The sequence below is a fragment of the Pseudomonas sp. DP-17 genome, from assembly GCF_022380625.1.
GTDB lineage: Bacteria > Pseudomonadota > Gammaproteobacteria > Pseudomonadales > Pseudomonadaceae > Pseudomonas > Pseudomonas nitroreducens_A.
Genome location: NZ_JAKSXG010000001.1, coordinates 285,691 through 301,205, shown reverse-complemented (window position 1 = coordinate 301,205; position 15,515 = coordinate 285,691). Strand labels below are relative to the sequence as shown.

18 protein-coding genes are annotated in these 15,515 nt (G+C 65.8%); 14 read left to right on the top strand and 4 right to left on the bottom strand.

From position 1 onward, the window contains the following. Positions 1–15: 15 nt before the first annotated feature. From MJ122_RS01410 to MJ122_RS01395, 4 genes are all read left to right on the top strand, one after another. On the top strand, positions 16–804 hold the full coding sequence (locus MJ122_RS01410; RefSeq protein ID WP_088416735.1) for a ParA family protein: 789 nt from the start codon (positions 16–18) through the stop codon (positions 802–804). Positions 805–916: 112 nt separating this feature from the next. Then, positions 917–1,861, top strand: a complete 945-nt coding sequence (locus tag MJ122_RS01405; protein ID WP_088416736.1) for a CheW domain-containing protein — start codon at positions 917–919, stop codon at positions 1,859–1,861. A 78-nt stretch (positions 1,862–1,939) separates the two neighbouring features. Continuing rightward, positions 1,940–2,419 (top strand): chemotaxis protein CheW, encoded by a 480-nt coding sequence (locus MJ122_RS01400; protein WP_015476565.1) that lies wholly within the window; start codon positions 1,940–1,942, stop codon positions 2,417–2,419. A gap of 1 nt (position 2,420) precedes the next feature. Continuing rightward, positions 2,421–2,828: a DUF2802 domain-containing protein gene (locus tag MJ122_RS01395; protein WP_239741911.1), complete on the top strand. Its 408-nt coding sequence runs from the start codon at positions 2,421–2,423 to the stop codon at positions 2,826–2,828. A 30-nt stretch (positions 2,829–2,858) separates the two neighbouring features. Here the strand turns inward: MJ122_RS01395 and MJ122_RS01390 are convergent, their stop codons facing one another. After that, a complete protein-coding gene (locus MJ122_RS01390; protein WP_239741908.1) occupies positions 2,859–3,848 on the bottom strand; it encodes a ribonuclease T(2) in 990 nt (329 codons plus the stop codon). Positions 3,849–3,964: 116 nt separating this feature from the next. Then, positions 3,965–5,296 (bottom strand): amino acid permease, encoded by a 1,332-nt coding sequence (locus MJ122_RS01385; RefSeq protein ID WP_239742778.1) that lies wholly within the window; start codon positions 5,294–5,296, stop codon positions 3,965–3,967. A gap of 502 nt (positions 5,297–5,798) precedes the next feature. On the opposite strand from MJ122_RS01385, the gene MJ122_RS01380 reads away from it, so the two are divergent. Beyond that, positions 5,799–6,296, top strand: a complete 498-nt coding sequence (locus tag MJ122_RS01380) for a hypothetical protein (RefSeq protein ID WP_239741907.1) — start codon at positions 5,799–5,801, stop codon at positions 6,294–6,296. 6 nt (positions 6,297–6,302) lie between these two features. Here MJ122_RS01380 and MJ122_RS01375 read toward each other — a convergent pair whose 3' ends face one another. Next, a complete protein-coding gene (locus MJ122_RS01375; protein WP_239741903.1) occupies positions 6,303–6,647 on the bottom strand; it encodes an EscU/YscU/HrcU family type III secretion system export apparatus switch protein in 345 nt (114 codons plus the stop codon). Continuing rightward, positions 6,644–8,245, bottom strand: coding sequence for a flagellar hook-length control protein FliK (locus MJ122_RS01370; RefSeq protein ID WP_239741901.1), 1,602 nt, complete (start codon positions 8,243–8,245; stop codon positions 6,644–6,646). The genes MJ122_RS01375 and MJ122_RS01370 overlap by 4 nt, the downstream gene beginning before the upstream one ends. Positions 8,246–8,523: 278 nt before the next feature. Between MJ122_RS01370 and ccmA the strand changes: the two genes are divergently transcribed. The 9 genes from ccmA to ccmI all read left to right on the top strand — a co-directional run bounded on the left by ccmA (position 8,524) and on the right by ccmI (position 15,505). After that, entirely contained in the window at positions 8,524–9,174 is a 651-nt protein-coding gene (gene ccmA / locus MJ122_RS01365) for a cytochrome c biogenesis heme-transporting ATPase CcmA (RefSeq protein ID WP_268744098.1), read from the top strand. After that, a complete protein-coding gene (gene ccmB / locus MJ122_RS01360; protein ID WP_017520311.1) occupies positions 9,171–9,842 on the top strand; it encodes a heme exporter protein CcmB in 672 nt (223 codons plus the stop codon). The genes ccmA and ccmB overlap by 4 nt, the downstream gene beginning before the upstream one ends. A gap of 66 nt (positions 9,843–9,908) precedes the next feature. Further along, a complete protein-coding gene (locus MJ122_RS01355; protein WP_088416741.1) occupies positions 9,909–10,655 on the top strand; it encodes a heme ABC transporter permease in 747 nt (248 codons plus the stop codon). Next, complete coding sequence (ccmD, locus tag MJ122_RS01350) at positions 10,652–10,828, top strand: heme exporter protein CcmD (protein ID WP_239741900.1); 177 nt, start codon at positions 10,652–10,654, stop codon at positions 10,826–10,828. The genes MJ122_RS01355 and ccmD overlap by 4 nt, the downstream gene beginning before the upstream one ends. Then, entirely contained in the window at positions 10,825–11,310 is a 486-nt protein-coding gene (gene ccmE, locus MJ122_RS01345; protein ID WP_239741897.1) for a cytochrome c maturation protein CcmE, read from the top strand. Before ccmD ends, ccmE begins: the two co-directional genes overlap by 4 nt. Before the next feature lies 1 nt (position 11,311). Then, positions 11,312–13,285, top strand: a complete 1,974-nt coding sequence (locus MJ122_RS01340) for a heme lyase CcmF/NrfE family subunit (RefSeq protein WP_239741895.1) — start codon at positions 11,312–11,314, stop codon at positions 13,283–13,285. 2 nt (positions 13,286–13,287) lie between these two features. Beyond that, positions 13,288–13,830, top strand: coding sequence for a thiol:disulfide interchange protein DsbE (gene dsbE, locus MJ122_RS01335; RefSeq protein WP_017520316.1), 543 nt, complete (start codon positions 13,288–13,290; stop codon positions 13,828–13,830). Continuing rightward, on the top strand, positions 13,827–14,297 hold the full coding sequence (locus tag MJ122_RS01330) for a cytochrome c-type biogenesis protein (RefSeq protein ID WP_088416745.1): 471 nt from the start codon (positions 13,827–13,829) through the stop codon (positions 14,295–14,297). Before dsbE ends, MJ122_RS01330 begins: the two co-directional genes overlap by 4 nt. After that, the gene (gene ccmI / locus MJ122_RS01325; protein ID WP_088416746.1) at positions 14,294–15,505 is read left to right on the top strand and encodes a c-type cytochrome biogenesis protein CcmI; all 1,212 of its coding nucleotides are present in this window, start codon (positions 14,294–14,296) and stop codon (positions 15,503–15,505) included. Before MJ122_RS01330 ends, ccmI begins: the two co-directional genes overlap by 4 nt. Positions 15,506–15,515: the final 10 nt, after the last annotated feature.

Sequence of the window (15,515 nt, the reverse complement as noted above, 5' to 3'; positions counted from 1 at the left end):
CGGGGAGCCAGCACTATGAAAGTCTGGGCGGTAGCCAACCAGAAAGGCGGGGTCGGCAAGACCACGTCCTCCATCGCATTGGCGGGCCTGCTGGCGGACGCCGGCAAGCGCGTGCTGATCGTCGACCTGGACCCCCACGGCTCGATGACCAGCTACTTCGGCCACGACCCGGACACGCTAGAACACAGCGTGTTCGACCTGTTCCTGCACCAGGGCAACGTGCCCGAGGGACTGCCCGAGTCGCTGCTGCTGCCCACCAGCCACGAGAACATCCGCCTGCTGCCCTCGAGCACTGCGCTGGCCACCCTGGAGCGCCAGTCGCCTGGGCAGAACGGCCTGGGCCTGGTGATCGCCAAGAGCCTGGCGCAGCTGTGGAACGAATTCGACTACGCGATCATCGACAGCCCGCCGCTGCTGGGCGTGCTGATGGTCAACGCGATGGCGGCCAGCCAGCACCTGGTGATCCCGGTGCAGACCGAGTTCCTTGCCCTCAAGGGCCTGGAGCGCATGGTCAATACCCTGAAGATGGTCAACCGCTCGCGCAAGCAGGCGCTGCCGTTCACCATCGTGCCGACCCTGTTCGACCGCCGTACCCAGGCCTCGCTGGGCACCCTGCGGGTACTGCGCGACACCTACCCGGACACCCTCTGGCAGGCGTTCATCCCGGTGGACACCAAGCTGCGCGACGCCAGCCGCCTGGGCACCGTGCCTTCGCGCAACGACAGCAACAGCCGCGGCGTGATCGCCTACCGCGCGCTGCTCAAGCATCTGCTGGCCCACGTGCCGGCGAGCCAGGTAGCCTGACCATGGCGCCGCCGAGAAGCGCAGGCTCCAACAAAAGAATCCGACGGATGCGCTCAAGAGCGGCGCATCCGCTGCCGATAGGCTGGACAGTCACCTTGCGCGGTTATCCATCATGAGTCGTTCCGCTACCGCCACTCGCCCCCAGCTCGCACTGCAGTCCTACCTGGATGCGCTGCTGCAGGAGGCTACATTCGAAGACTTCGCTCCGGAACCGGAAGCGCAGCCCGTTGCCGCGCCTGTGGCCCTGGCTCCGGTTGCACCGGTGGCGTTGGTGGTCAGCGAGCCGGTGGCGCCGCTGGTTCCCGAGCCTCAGGCTGCGGTGGTGCAGACTTCGGAAACCAGCGTCAGTCTCGATGAATTCGAAGCGGCCGTGCTCGAAGAGCAGGTCCGCGACGCGCGCTTGAACGTGCCCGCGCGCGCGCCGGCTATCCAGGCTCCGGCGGCTGAACTGCGCTTGCCCGAGCCGACTGCCCCGGCGGTGGAAACCGTTGTCGCCGATGAGCCGCCGGCGCAGCTGGGCCAGGTCATCGACCTGCACCAGCCCGGCAGTGCCGAGCTGCCCGCCGCGCCGCTGAAGCTGCTCGACGACGGTCGCCCGGTGTGGGCGGCCGAACCCTTCGAGTGCCTGCTGTTCGACGTCGCCGGGCTGACCCTGGCCGTGCCGCTGGTGTGCCTGGGCTCGATCTACCCCCTGGCGGGGCACGACCTGACCCCGCTGTTCGGCCAGCCGGACTGGTTCCTCGGCATCCTGCCGGGCCAGAACGGCAACCTGAAGGTGCTCGATACCGCGCGCTGGGTAATGCCCGAGCGCTACCGCGACGACTACCGCGAGGGGCTGCAGTACGTGATTTCCGTGCAGGGCTATGAGTGGGGGCTGGCCGTGCATCAGGTCAGCCGCTCGGTGCGCCTGGACCCGTCCGAAGTGAAGTGGCGCAGCCAGCGCCAGCAACGGCCGTGGCTGGCCGGCACGGTGATCGACCAGATGTGCGCGCTGCTCGACGTCTCGGCCCTGGCCGAACTGATCGCTAGCGGTGCGGCCAAGCGCCTGCAGCCTTGAGGCCGGCTTGAAAACCACCTGAATTGAAAGACAACCTCCGCGCCGCAGGCGGCGCGGAACCAGAAGAGGCGAGGGGATATGAAGAAAACGTCAGCGCAAGGTGCCGAAGATCCGATTCTGCAGTGGGTCACCTTCCGCCTGGACAACGAGACCTACGGCATCAACGTGATGCAGGTCCAGGAAGTGCTGCGCTACACCGAGATCGCGCCGGTGCCGGGAGCCCCGAGCTATGTGCTGGGGATCATCAACCTGCGCGGCAACGTGGTCACCGTGATCGACACCCGCCAGCGCTTCGGCCTGGACCCGGCGCCGGTCTCGGACAACACCCGCATCGTCATCATCGAAGCCGACAAGCAGGTGGTGGGCATCCTGGTCGACAGCGTCGCCGAGGTCGTCTACCTGCGTCAGTCCGAGATCGAGACCGCGCCGAACGTCGGTAACGAGGAATCGGCCAAGTTCATCCAGGGCGTCTGCAACAAGAACGGCGAGCTGCTGATCTTGGTCGAGCTGGACAAGATGATGACCGAGGAAGAGTGGTCGGAGCTGGAGAGCATCTGAGGTGCTGATCGCTCTGGTGGTGCTCGGTATCGCCTGCGTGGGCCTCGCGCTGTCCTGCGTCTGGCTGTTCGGCCGCCAGCGCGCCCAGGAAGCCCGGGCGGCTCAGCTGGAGAAGCAGCTCGCGGTGTTCGAGCAGCGTCTGAAGGAGCAGGGCAAGCGCATCGAGTCCTACCAGCAGATCAACGTCCGCATGGGCGAGGAGCTGCGCGAGCTGAACAAGCAGGTCGCGCCGCTGCCCGAGCGCCTGGTGCGCATCGAGCAGCGCGACCCCACCAGCCTGTCCTTCAGCCAGGCCGCGCGCCTGGTCGGCATGGGAGCAAGCCCCGAAGACCTGACCCAGAGCTGCGGCCTGTCCCAGGCCGAAGCCGAGCTGGTCGCCCGCCTGCATCAGGGCAAGGCGCGGGACTGAGCCCGCGCCCGCTGTTTTCGTGACGAATCGCTATCCGCGGCGGTAACCGGCGGCCTCGATGGAAATGGCGTCGGAGCGGCACTCCTTGCGGTCTTCGCTGCGCCGTGGAGCGAAGTGGCCATCCATGATTTCCCTGACGGAGCGTGCGCCTCTGAAGTCCTGGGGCAGCACGATGCGTATCTCCTCCAGGTAGTCGCCGCGGCAGATCAGCAGGGCGTTGTTGGCCGCCGCCGTGCTGCCCAGTTCATCGGTCAGTTTTGAGTAAAACGTCTGCTTCGATATCGTGCCGCCGACGTGTTCCCGGACATAGCTGCCGGGAGTCGAATCGTTGAAGGATTTCGTCAGGTCGACGGCAAGACGGAAGTAATCGTCATCGCTCAGAGCGGTTTGGCAGACGCCGTGCGTCTTCCATTCGTAGTTGCCGAATTGGGTGCTGAACTGGAAGTTGGGCATCCACGGCTTGATGTACTCCAGGGTCGAGTTGCTCAGCTCCAGGGATGCCCCTCGGCAGTTGCCGTAGCGCTTGCCGCATGGCGTCTTGTTCGGCCACAACCCGTGCAATGTGAAGTTCGACACCGCCAACCGGCCATCCTTCATCGCCTGGCATTCGGGCTTCTGGCCGCCAGCCGGGTTATGCACGCAGAAGCCTGGCTGCCAGGTCAGGGCCAGCACATAGCTGTCGTAGGTGTCGGCCATGCTGCACTGTGATGAGCCGGTTTGACGGCCGCCGATGAGCAGGTCGCTGACCGAGCCGCAGCCGCTGGAGACCCAGCGCAAGTCATTGGAGACTTGCACGCGGACCCAGTCATATTGCTGCTTGTTGACCTCGACGATACGGTAGGTTTCGCCCGGTTGCACGACGAGTGAGCCAGGGTTGCTGCCTTTCTTGAACGACTGGTAGGCCTCGCACTGCGTCGTGACATCGAAGGTGCCTTGCGTGACTTCCACGGCCTGGGCGCGAAGACCGGCAATCAGCGACAACGTAACGAATATCCCTGTGACGACGCGCTTAATGTCCATTGGCTGATCCTGTGGTGATGCGGCGTTGCCGATTTGCGCTGTCCCAGTCCGCCAGAGCTCGCAGCAGAAATAGTAAAGCCCCTGGGAGGGGCTTTTCGGGCAGAGCATGATTGCATTCAGTCGCCGTTGCGCGGGGTGCCGATATTGAAGCGTTGAGCAATGACGCCCATCGCTACGATCACAGCTGCCAGCAGGAGTGTATACACCACTTCGTAGAAGTAGGTGCCTTCCCAGACCATGACGATGAACGCGCCGATGATAAACAGGATCACCGCGTAGGTCAGCCAGGGGAACAGCCAGACCTTGAGCTGGATGTCCTTGCCTTCGGCTTCCAGCTTGCGGCGCATCCGCAGTTGCGAAAAGGCGATGGCGAGGTAGACGAGCAGGGCGATGGTCCCGGTGGTCTGCATCAGCACGTCGTAGACGTCCATCCATTGCATGGCCGTCAGGACAATCGCCACCAGCGCGAAGATGCTCGAGATCAGCACGCCAACGAACGGAGTGCCAGTGCTGCGGCCGGTGATCTGCATGATGCGGTGGGCATCCCCGCGGCGGGACAGCGAGTACAGCATGCGCGAAGCGGTGTACAGCGCTGAGTTGAAGCAGCTGCACACGGAGGTGAGGACAACGAAGTTGACGATCAGGCCGGTGTAGGGAATGCCCAGGGCATCCAGCGTTACGCGATAGGAGCCCCAGGTCGGATCGCCCAGGTGCGGGTTGTTCCAGGGTACCAGCGCGACCACGATGAAGATCGAACCGATGTAGAACAGGCAGATCCGCCAGACCACCGATCTGGTGGTGCGGATGATTTCCTTGCCGGGATTGGCCGACTCGGCGGCGGCCACGGTGACGATCTCGGCTCCCAGGAATGCGAACATCACGCCGAGCAGGGCAACCACCACCGATTTGCCGCCATTGGGCATGAAGCCACCCGTCGAGGTCAGGTGCGACCAGCCACGGGTCTCGCCCCAGGGCCAGAGGTGGGCAATCGCCAGGCTGCCAATGATGATGAAGATGACGATGGCGATGACCTTTACGAGCGCGAACCAGAACTCGAATTCGCCATAGCTGCGCACGTTCATGAAGTTCACCACCATCAGCGACAGCGTGACGATCAGGGCGAAGCCCCAGCCAGGGATCAGCGGGAACCAGCTGTTGAGGATGTTCCCGGCGACAAAGGCTTCCCAACCCATCAGCAGGGCCCAGAAGTACCAGTACAGCCAGCCGATGGTGAAACCCGCCCAGCGGCCAATGGCACGGTCGGCATAGGTGGAGAACGAACCCGTGTCCGGTTGGGCGACGGCCATTTCGCCCAGCATCCGCATGACCAGCACCACCAGGATGCCGCCGCCCAGATAGGCCAGCACTGCAGCGGGCCCGGCCAGCGCGATGGTCTTGCCGGAGCCCACGAAGAGTGCTGCGCCAATGACCCCGGCGATGGACATCATCGTCAGGTGGCGCGACTTCAGGCCACCCTTGAGTTCGGTGTTGTGAGGCGTGCTGCCTGCGTCATTCAAACTGCTCAAATCAGACTTTCCTGACCGATGCGCGATCGGATCGAACGAGTGGATGTGTATGGCGGCCTCTGCGCTAGACCGGTTCAGTGGATAGGGAGCGCGGCGGGAGGGGCGAAACGGTCAGGGTGTTTACCTGAGGTCCGATGGAACCTTCACGCTTTCTCACAGCCCCGTTGAGCTTCTTGCGCAAAACCGAACGGGCTCGAGGTTTCCCGAACCGCGCTGTCTTCTGGGCACGATGCTTTCATTTCTGCGTTGGGAACGGGTCAGGTAATCCGGGCTCTGGCTTTGTCGTGCGACAGTAGCCGCGGGGGCCGTCTGTCGGGATTCCTGAGTTGTAGGAATTTCACTACTGGTGATTAGGACTCGTCTGATAAGAAAGGCGGCAAATCGTCGCTAAATTGGCCTCGTCAAACTTTCCGAGGCCATCGATATGGCGACCATCTCACGACGTGCCATGGTGCTGTGTTCGCACCCGGACCGGCTGCTGAACTACAGCGTGCTGCTCAATCGCCTGGAGTTCTACCACCTGAGCCTGTGCCTGAACCTGGACGAAGTACGCAAGGCGCTGGCGACCCGGCAGCGCTACGGTCTGTTCATCCATGACGACTTCCGCCCGGGCCCGAGCGAATTGCACAGCCTCAAGGCGCTGAGCCGCAGCAACACCTTCCGCCAGTTCCTGCTGGTGGGAAACTACAGCGCCGAGGAGCGACGCGGCCTGATGCAGTGGGCCTGGGCCAACCGCGTGCCGCTGCTGGACGTGCTGGACAAGCCGATATCGCTGGCGCAGCTGCGCGAGGCGACCAGCAGCATGGTCCTCTACCACAGCGAAGACGAGCAGCCGATCCGTCAGTCGGTGCGCGAGTTCCAAGACTACGCACCTGCCAACGATCACCCGTCGTACCAGACAGGTACCGAGTGCTTGCGCTGATTCCTCTCAGTCGGGACGGGAAGCCGGTCCTTCGAGCAACAGTGGCGCATCGCCTTCCTGCGCGCTGGAGCGGTTGTTCAGCGGGCTCTTGCCCTTGAGGTACCAGGCGAAGGCGATGATTTCCGCGATGGTGCGATAGAGCGCCTCGGGTATCGCTTCGCCCAGTTCTAACCGCGCCAGCAGACGCACCAGCTCGGCGTTCTCGTAGATCGGCACCTCGTGGTGACGGGCAATGGCCAGAATGGTCTCCGCCAGCTCGTCGTCACCCTTGGCGGTCAGCGTCGGAGCGCTCTGGCCGTCATAGTTCAGGGCGATGGCCTGACGCGGCGGCGATTTCATCTTCTTCTTCATGCGGTCTCATCCACCCAGCGTTGCTCCACCGACGTACGGGGGCCCTGTGGCGGCTTGCCCTGACTGCAGGACAGCTCGCCGACGGTCAGGCCGGCATCGTTCAGGCGCTGGCGCAGGGTGCCCAGCTCGCGGTCCACCAGGCTCGCGGTACTGGCGTGTTCGGCCCACATCTGGCTGGCGATGCTGCCGTGGGCGAGGGTGGCCTGCACCTGCATCGGGCCCAGCGGTTCGAGATCGAAAGCCAGCTCCACCCGCCACAGCGTGTCCTGCTGTTGCGGGTCGCGCTCGCTGGCGGGCTTTTCTTCCTGCTGGATACGCACCTGCAATGGCACCCACTGGTGCTGGTGGCGCATGGGGATTTCCATCTGCCAGGTGTTGAGCAGGGTGCCGTCGGGCAGTACATCGCTTTGCGCAAGGCTGCTGAGCTGGTGCGTCTGCAGGCGTGAGACGGCAGCGGCGGCCAGCTTGAGCAGGGATTCGAGGTCGCCTTCTTCTTCCAATTGGTGGGCCAGCCGGCTGGGCAGCGGGAAGCTGGTCGGCGCCGCTGTGCGTCCGCCGGTCTGGCCCAGGACGCCGAGCGCGTTGCGGACGAAGGCCGGCAGCGACTGCGCCAGGTTGCTGGCACCCGCCAGGGCGTTGCCGGACAGGTTGCCCAGGACCCCGGCGGCGGTGCCGTTCGGCGCGGCCGGCAGCAATTGGGCGATCAGTCGCAGCAGGTTGGCCTTGAGGTCCTGCGGCAGCGGCTCGGCTCCGCGCAGCAGCTGCGCCTCCAGAAATGCCCCGCTGTGCTGCAGCGCCTGGGCGACTCCCTTGGCATCGCTCAGTTGGCGGATGTCGGGGAGGGCGGCGAGCAACTTGTCCACAGCCTGGTGCATTTCCGGGGACATCGCCGGGCTGCGCCCTGCGCCCTGCAAAGCGCTGAACAGACTTTCCAGCGGGCCCTGGCGGCCCTGCTGTGCGGAGAGTTGGCGGGTGAGTTCGAGCTGGTCGAGGCGACTGTCCAGCGGCAGGAACTGCAGGGCATTCCGGTCCTGTACGCGGGCGCTGAGCAGGCTGTTCAGGGGCAGCGGATTCGGGGATTCGATGCTCAACTGGCGCCCCGCCAGGGGGGTATTGAGCAGCGTCACCAGCACCTTGTAGATGGCCTGTTCCGCCTTGTTCTGGGCGAGCAGTTGGCTGGAGTCGACCTTGCCCTGCAGCAGCGTGCCCACCGGCAGGAGATCGAGGTCCAGGCTGCCCAGCGGCGGCTGGCGGCCGCCCAGGCCCAGCTGGCTGATGCTCGGCTGGTTGATCAGCGTGGCGGCGAGGTTGGTCTGGGTCAGCGTGGCGAGCTCCAGCGTGCTGCCCTTGGGCAGGGCCTGCGGGCTGTCCGCGACAACCAGGGCCTGCTGGCCGCTGGCCATGGTCAGGCGCAACAGCAGCTGGAAGTTGACCGGCGTTTCGCGTACCGCCAGGACTTCGGCATTGGCCTTTTCCCCTGGCGGCAGCAGGTCACCCAGGCTCTGCGCGAGCTTGAGCGTCAGTTCCGCCGAGCTTTGCGCGCTGCGCGGGGTAGGCATGGGCGGTAGCGGGCGGGAAGCGCCAATTTCGCTCGGCATCGAGGACCTGTCCGGAAGACAAAACGGGGTTGCGCCCAGTGTATCGGCGGCGGTTGCCCGCACTTTAGACCGCCCGGCGGTGAGTGCGCAGCGTAATCGGTCAGGATAGACGCAACGCAAGGTGCGCTGATCTGACGTTACACCCTGTCGAAAAACCTGACGTCGGGCGTAGGAACGCCTGTGTATAATGCGCCGCCCGAGGCCGCGCTTGGCGGCCCGCGCGATATGGCCGCGTTTTTGCACCCCTGACGTTTTCTGCCCGACGGTTGCCGATGCCCTTGAACCATCCCCTCCTCGAAACCGTGGCGCTCGCCTGCGAGCGGGACTGGCGCATGCTGTTCGAGCGTCTCGATTTGCGACTGGGCGCTGGCGAGATGCTACAGATCGTCGGCCCCAACGGCAGCGGCAAGACCAGCCTGCTGCGCCTGCTCAGCGGGCTGATGCAGCCCACCGCCGGCGAGGTGCTGCTCAATGGCAAGCCGCTGACCGAGCAGCGACATGAACTGGCTCGCCTGCTGCTTTGGATCGGCCACGCCGCGGGCATCAAGGGCCTGCTCACCGCCGAAGAGAACCTTGCCTGGCTCTGCGCGCTGCACCAGCCGGCCAACCGCGACGCCATCTGGCAAGCGTTGGAAGCCGTCGGCCTGCGCGGCTTCGAGGACGTTCCCTGCCATACCCTGTCCGCCGGCCAGCAGCGCCGCGTGGCCCTGGCGCGCCTTTACCTGGACGCGCCGCCGCTGTGGATCCTCGACGAGCCCTTCACCGCCCTGGACAAGCAGGGCGTGGCGCAGCTGGAAGAGCACCTGGCCGGCCATTGCGAACGCGGTGGCCTGGTCGTGCTGACCACCCACCACACCCTCGAACGCATGCCGCAAGGCTACCGCGCACTCGACCTCGGCCAGCATGCACGGGAGGTGGCGGCGCGATGAGCAACGTCTTCACCCTGCTGCTGGCCCGCGAAGCGCGCCTGCTGTTCCGTCGTCCGGCGGAGCTGGCTAATCCTTTGGTGTTCTTCGCCATCGTCATCGCGCTGTTCCCGCTGGCGGTCGGCCCTGAATCGGAAATGCTCAAGAACCTCTCGCCGGGGCTGGTCTGGGTCGCGGCTTTGCTGGCGGTGCTGCTGTCGCTGGACGGCCTGTTCCGCAGCGATTTCGAGGATGGCTCTTTGGAACAGTGGGTCCTTTCGCCGCACCCCCTGCCACTACTGGTCCTGGCCAAAGTGCTGGCACACTGGCTGGTTTCAGGGCTGGCCCTGGTGCTGCTGTCGCCGCTGTTCGCCCTGATGCTGGGCCTGCCGGCGCGCTGCCTGCCGGACCTGCTGCTGTCGCTGCTGCTGGGGACACCCATCCTGAGCCTGCTGGGCGCCGTGGGCGCGGCGCTCACCGTGGGCCTGAAGCGCGGCGGCCTGCTGCTGGCCCTGCTGATCCTGCCGCTCTACATTCCGGTGTTGATCCTGGGAAGCGGAGCGCTGCAGGCATCGCTGCAGGGGTTGCCCACCGCCGGGCACTTGCTGTGGCTGGCCAGCCTGACGGCGTTAGCATTGACGCTGACGCCCTTTGCCATCGCCGCCGGGCTGAAGATCAGCGTCGGCGAATGAACGAACGATCGCCGGGCTTTCGAAGCGGCACCGGCGGCAGACTAGAGCTTTGACTGACAGAGCCTGATGATGAACTGGACTTGGTTTCACAAGCTTGGCTCGCCCAAGTGGTTCTACGAGATCAGCGGACGCTGGATGCCCTGGTTCGCGGTCGCCGCGATCCTGCTGATGGTTGCCGGCACCGTCTGGGGCCTGGCCTTCGCGCCGCCGGACTACCAGCAGGGCAACAGCTTCCGGATCATCTATATCCACGTGCCGGCGGCGTTCCTCGCCCAGTCCTGCTACGTGATGCTGGCGGTGGCCGGCGCGGTCGGGCTGATCTGGAAGATGAAGATCGCCGACGTCGCGGTGCAGTGCGCCGCGCCTATCGGCGCCTGGATGACCTTTGTCGCGCTGGTCACCGGCGCCATCTGGGGCAAGCCGACCTGGGGCGCCTGGTGGGTCTGGGATGCGCGCCTGACCTCGATGCTGATCCTGCTGTTCCTGTATTTCGGCATCATCGCGCTCGGCCAGGCCATCACCAACCGCGACAGTGCGGCCAAGGCCTGCGCCGTGCTGGCCATCGTCGGGGTGGTGAACATCCCGATCATCAAGTACTCGGTGGACTGGTGGAACACCCTGCACCAGCCGGCCACCTTCACCCTGACGGAAAAACCGCCGATGCCGCCGGAGATGTGGATCCCGCTGCTGATGATGGTCGCCGGTTTCTACTGCTTCTTCGCCGTGGTGCTGATGATGCGCATGCGCCTGGAAGTGCTCAAGCGCGAAGCCCGCGCGAGCTGGGTCAAGGCTGAGGTGGAGCGCGCGCTATGAGTTTCCAGTCCTTCTCCGATTTCCTCGCCATGGGCCACCATGGCCCTTACGTGTGGTCCGCCTACGCTATCTGCCTGGCGGTCCTGGCGATCAACGTCGTCTCGCCGATCGTGGCGCGCCGGCGTTACCTGCAAGAAGAGGCGCGTCGTCTGCGCCGGGAGGCCAGCAAGTGAATCCGGTCCGCAAGAAGCGTCTGTACATCGTCCTCGCCATCGTCGCCGGCGTGGGCGTCGCCGTCAGCCTGGCGCTGTCGGCCCTGCAGGAAAACATCAACCTGTTCTACACCCCGACCCAGATCGCCAATGGCGAGGCCCCGCACGACACGCGCATCCGCGCCGGCGGCATGGTGGAGAAGGGCTCGCTCAAGCGTTCGGCGGACTCGCTGGACGTGGAGTTCGTGGTCACCGACTTCGCCAAGGAGGTCACGGTGAAGTACCGCGGCATCCTGCCGGACCTGTTCCGCGAAGGGCAGGGTATCGTCGCCCTCGGCAAGATCGACGAGAGCGGCGTGCTGACCGCCGACGAAGTGCTGGCCAAGCACGACGAGAAATACATGCCGCCGGAAGTCACCAAGGCGCTCAAGGACAGCGGCAAGCTGGAGCACTACGAAGCCAGCCAGAGCGGCAACCCCGCACCGCAACAGGGGAGCAACTGACATGGTTCCCGAACTCGGCCACCTCTCGCTGATCCTCGCGCTGTGCATGGCGCTGGTGATGTCCTTCTTCCCGCTGGTCGGCGCCTGGCGCGGCGACCGCCAGTGGATGAGCCTGGCGCGCCCGGCAGCCTGGGGGCAGTTCGCCTTCCTGCTGTTCTCCTTCGGCTGCCTGACCTGGGCCTTCCTCCACGATGATTTCTCGGTGGCCTACGTCGCCAGCAACTCCAACAGCGCGCTGCCCTGGTTCTACAAGTTCAGTGCCGTGTGGGGCGCGCACGAAGGCTCGTTGCTGCTCTGGGCGCTGATCCTCGGCGGCTGGACCTTCGCCGTGTCGGTATTCTCCCGCCAGCTGCCGGAAGTGATGCTGGCCCGCGTGCTGGCCGTGATGGGCATGATCAGCACCGGTTTCCTGCTGTTCCTGATCATCACCTCCAACCCCTTCAGCCGCCTGCTGCCGCAGGTGCCGGCCGACGGCAACGACCTCAACCCGCTGCTGCAGGACCCGGGCCTGATCTTCCACCCGCCGATGCTCTACATGGGCTACGTGGGCTTCTCGGTGGCCTTCGCCTTTGCCATCGCCGCACTGCTCGGCGGTCGTCTCGACGCCGCCTGGGCACGCTGGTCGCGTCCGTGGACCCTGGTGGCCTGGACCTTCCTCGGTGTCGGCATCGTGCTCGGCTCCTGGTGGGCCTACTACGAACTGGGCTGGGGCGGCTGGTGGTTCTGGGACCCGGTGGAAAACGCCTCCTTCATGCCCTGGCTGGTGGGCACCGCGCTGATCCACTCGCTGGCGGTGACCGAGAAACGCGGCGTGTTCAAGAGCTGGACCGTGCTGCTGGCCATCGCGGCCTTCTCGCTCAGCCTGCTGGGTACCTTCCTGGTCCGCTCCGGCGTACTGACTTCGGTGCACGCCTTCGCCTCGGACCCCGAGCGCGGCGTGTTCATCCTCGCCTTCCTGCTGGTGGTGGTCGGCGGCTCGCTGACGCTGTTCGCCCTGCGCGCGCCGGTGGTCAAGAGCCAGGTCGGTTTTGCCCTGTGGTCGCGCGAGACCCTGCTGCTGCTGAACAACCTGATCCTGGTGGTCACCGCCTCGATGATCCTGCTGGGCACCCTCTACCCGCTGGTGCTCGACGCCATCAGCGGCGCCAAGCTGTCGGTCGGCCCGCCGTACTTCAACGCGCTGTTCGTGCCGCTGATCGCCATCCTCATGCTGGCCCTGGCGGTCGGCGTGCTGGTGCGCTGGAAGGACACCCCGACCCGCTGGCTGCGCAACATGCTCACGCCGGTGCTGATCGGCACCGTGGTGCTGGGCGGCCTGGGCAGCTTCCTGTATGGCGAGCTGCACTGGGAAGTGCTGGCCGTGTTCATGCTGGCCGCCTGGGTGGTGCTGGCCGGTGTGCGCGACTTCTTCGACAAGGTTCGCCACAAGGGCGTGATCGCCGGTGCCGCGGGCCTCAACCGCAGCTACTGGGGCATGCAGCTGGCGCACTTCGGTATCGCCATCTGCGCCATCGGCGTGGTCCTCACCAGCCAGTTCAGCGCCCAGCGCGACCTGCGCATGGAGCCGGGCGAGTCGGTGGAGCTGGCCGGTTACCAGTTCCGCTTCGAGGGTACCCACCACTTCGAAGGGCCGAACTTCACCTCCGACAAGGGCACCGTGCTGGTGACCCGCAATGGCTCGGAAGTCGCCACGTTGCACCCGGAGAAGCGCCTGTACAGCGTGCAGAACTCGATGATGACCGAGGCCGGCATCCACGGCAGCCTGACCCGCGACCTCTACGTCGCCCTGGGTGAGCCGCTGGACAACGGCGCCTGGGCCGTGCGCGTGCACATCAAGCCGTTCGTGCGCTTCATCTGGCTCGGCGGCCTGCTGATGGCCCTGGGCGGCGTGCTGGCGGCGCTCGACCGTCGCTACCGGCTGAAAGTGAAAACGCGTGTACGCGAGGCCCTGGGTCTCGCCGGACAGGGAGCCTGAGTGTGAAGCGTGCGATCCTGCTGTTGCCCCTGGCGATCTTCCTGGTCGTCGCGGTATTCCTCTTCCGTGGCCTCTGGCTGGACCCCAGCGAGCTGCCCTCGGCGCTGATCGGCAAGCCGTTCCCGGCGTTCTCCCTGCCCAGCGTCACCGAGCCGGGCAAGACCTACACCGAGGCCGATATCAAGGGTAAGCCGGCGCTGGTCAACGTCTGGGGCACCTGGTGCCCGACCTGCCGCTTCGAGCACCCGGTGCTCACCGACCTCGCCGCCAAGGGCGTGGTGATCTACGGCATCAACTACAAGGACGATGGCGCCGCCGCGCAGAAGTGGCTCAAGGAGCTGCACAACCCCTACCTGCTGAACATCGCCGATGCGCAGGGCACCCTGGGCCTGGACCTGGGGGTCTATGGCGCGCCGGAGACCTACATCATCGACAAGGACGGCATCATTCGGCACAAGCTGGTCGGCGCCGTCGACGAGAAGGTCTGGCGCGAACAGCTGGCGCCGATCTACCAGGGGCTGGTCGACGAAGCGGAGGGCAAATGAAGCGACTGCTTGCCGCCGCCGCGCTCGGGCTGTGCCTGACCGGCATCGCCCACGCCGCCATCGACACCTACGAGTTCGCCAATGACGCCGAGCGCGAGCGCTTCCGCGACCTGACCACCGAGCTGCGTTGCCCCAAGTGCCAGAACCAGGACATCGCCGACTCCAACGCGCCGATCGCCGCCGACCTGCGCAAGCAGATCTACACCCAGATGGCGGCCGGCAAGAGCAACCAGCAGATCGTCGACTACATGGTCGACCGCTACGGCGAGTTCGTGCGCTACAAGCCCGAAGTCAGCGAGCGCACCTGGCTGCTCTGGTTCGGCCCTGCCGCACTGCTGGGCCTGGGCGTGATCGTCATCGGCGCCATCGTGGTACGCCGCCGTCGCCCGGCAGCCGCCACTTCCACCACGCTGTCCGCCGAGGAGCAGGCGCGTCTCGACCAATTGCTGGATAACCAAGACAAATGATCGATTTCTGGCTCGCTGCCGGCCTGCTGTTGCTGGTGGCCCTGGCATTCCTCCTCGTCCCTCTGCTGCGCGGCCGCAAGGCCCAGGCCGAGGAAGACCGCACCGCCCTCAACGTCGCCCTGTACCAGGAGCGCCTGGCCGAGCTCGCTACCCAGCGTGACGCCGGCACCCTGGACGCGGCTCAGTTCGAAGCCGGCCGCGCCGAAGCGGCCCGCGAGCTGCTGTCCGATACCGAGGGTGCCAGCGAAGACCGCCGCTCCCGTCTCGGCCGTGCGGCGCCGATGATCGTGGCGCTGGTCCTGCCGTTCCTCGCCCTGGGCCTGTACCTGCACTGGGGCGCCAGCGACAAGGTCGCCCTGGCCCGCGAGTTCGCCACCGCGCCGCATTCCATGGAGGAGATGACCACGCGCCTGGAGCGTGCCGTGCAGGCGCAGCCGGATTCCGCCGAAGGCTGGTACTTCCTCGGCCGCACCTACATGACGCAGAACCGCGCAGCCGATGCCGCCAAGGCCTTCGAGCAGGCCGCACGCCTGTCCGGCCGCCAGCCGGAGGTGCTCGGCCAGTGGGCGCAGGCGCTGTACTTCGCTGGCGACAAGGCGTTGACTCCGGAAGTGCTCGGGCTGGCCGATGAAGCGCTGAAGAAGGACCCGGAGGAAGTTACCACCCTGGGCCTGCTCGGCATCGCCGCTTTCGAGGGCGAGAAGTACGCCGACGCCATTGACTACTGGGGCCGCCTGGTCGCCGTGCTGCCGCAGGACGACCCGTCCCGCGAAGCCATTGCCGGTGGCATCGAGCGTGCCCGCCAGAAAATGGTCGAGAAAGGCCAGACTCCGCCGCAAGCACCCGCCGTCGCGCAAGCGGCTGGCGTCACCTTGAAGGTGAAGGTCGACCTGACCGCCGCCGTGAAGGGTCAGGTCAAGCCGGACGACAGCGTGTTCGTCTTCGCCCGCGCCGTGAGTGGCCCGCCGATGCCGCTGGCGGTGAAGCGCCTGAAGGTCTCCGACCTGCCCAGCGAGGTGTCGCTGAGCGACGCCGACGCGATGATGCCGCAGCTCAAACTGTCGCAACATCCGCAGGTGCAGCTCGTCGCCCGGATCTCCCGTGCCGGCAATGCCATCACCGGCGAATGGATCGGACGCAGCGAAGCGTTGTCTACTGCCAACGCGGGCGAACAGAGCGTGACCATCGACAGCCCGGACCAGAAGTAACCAGACAAGA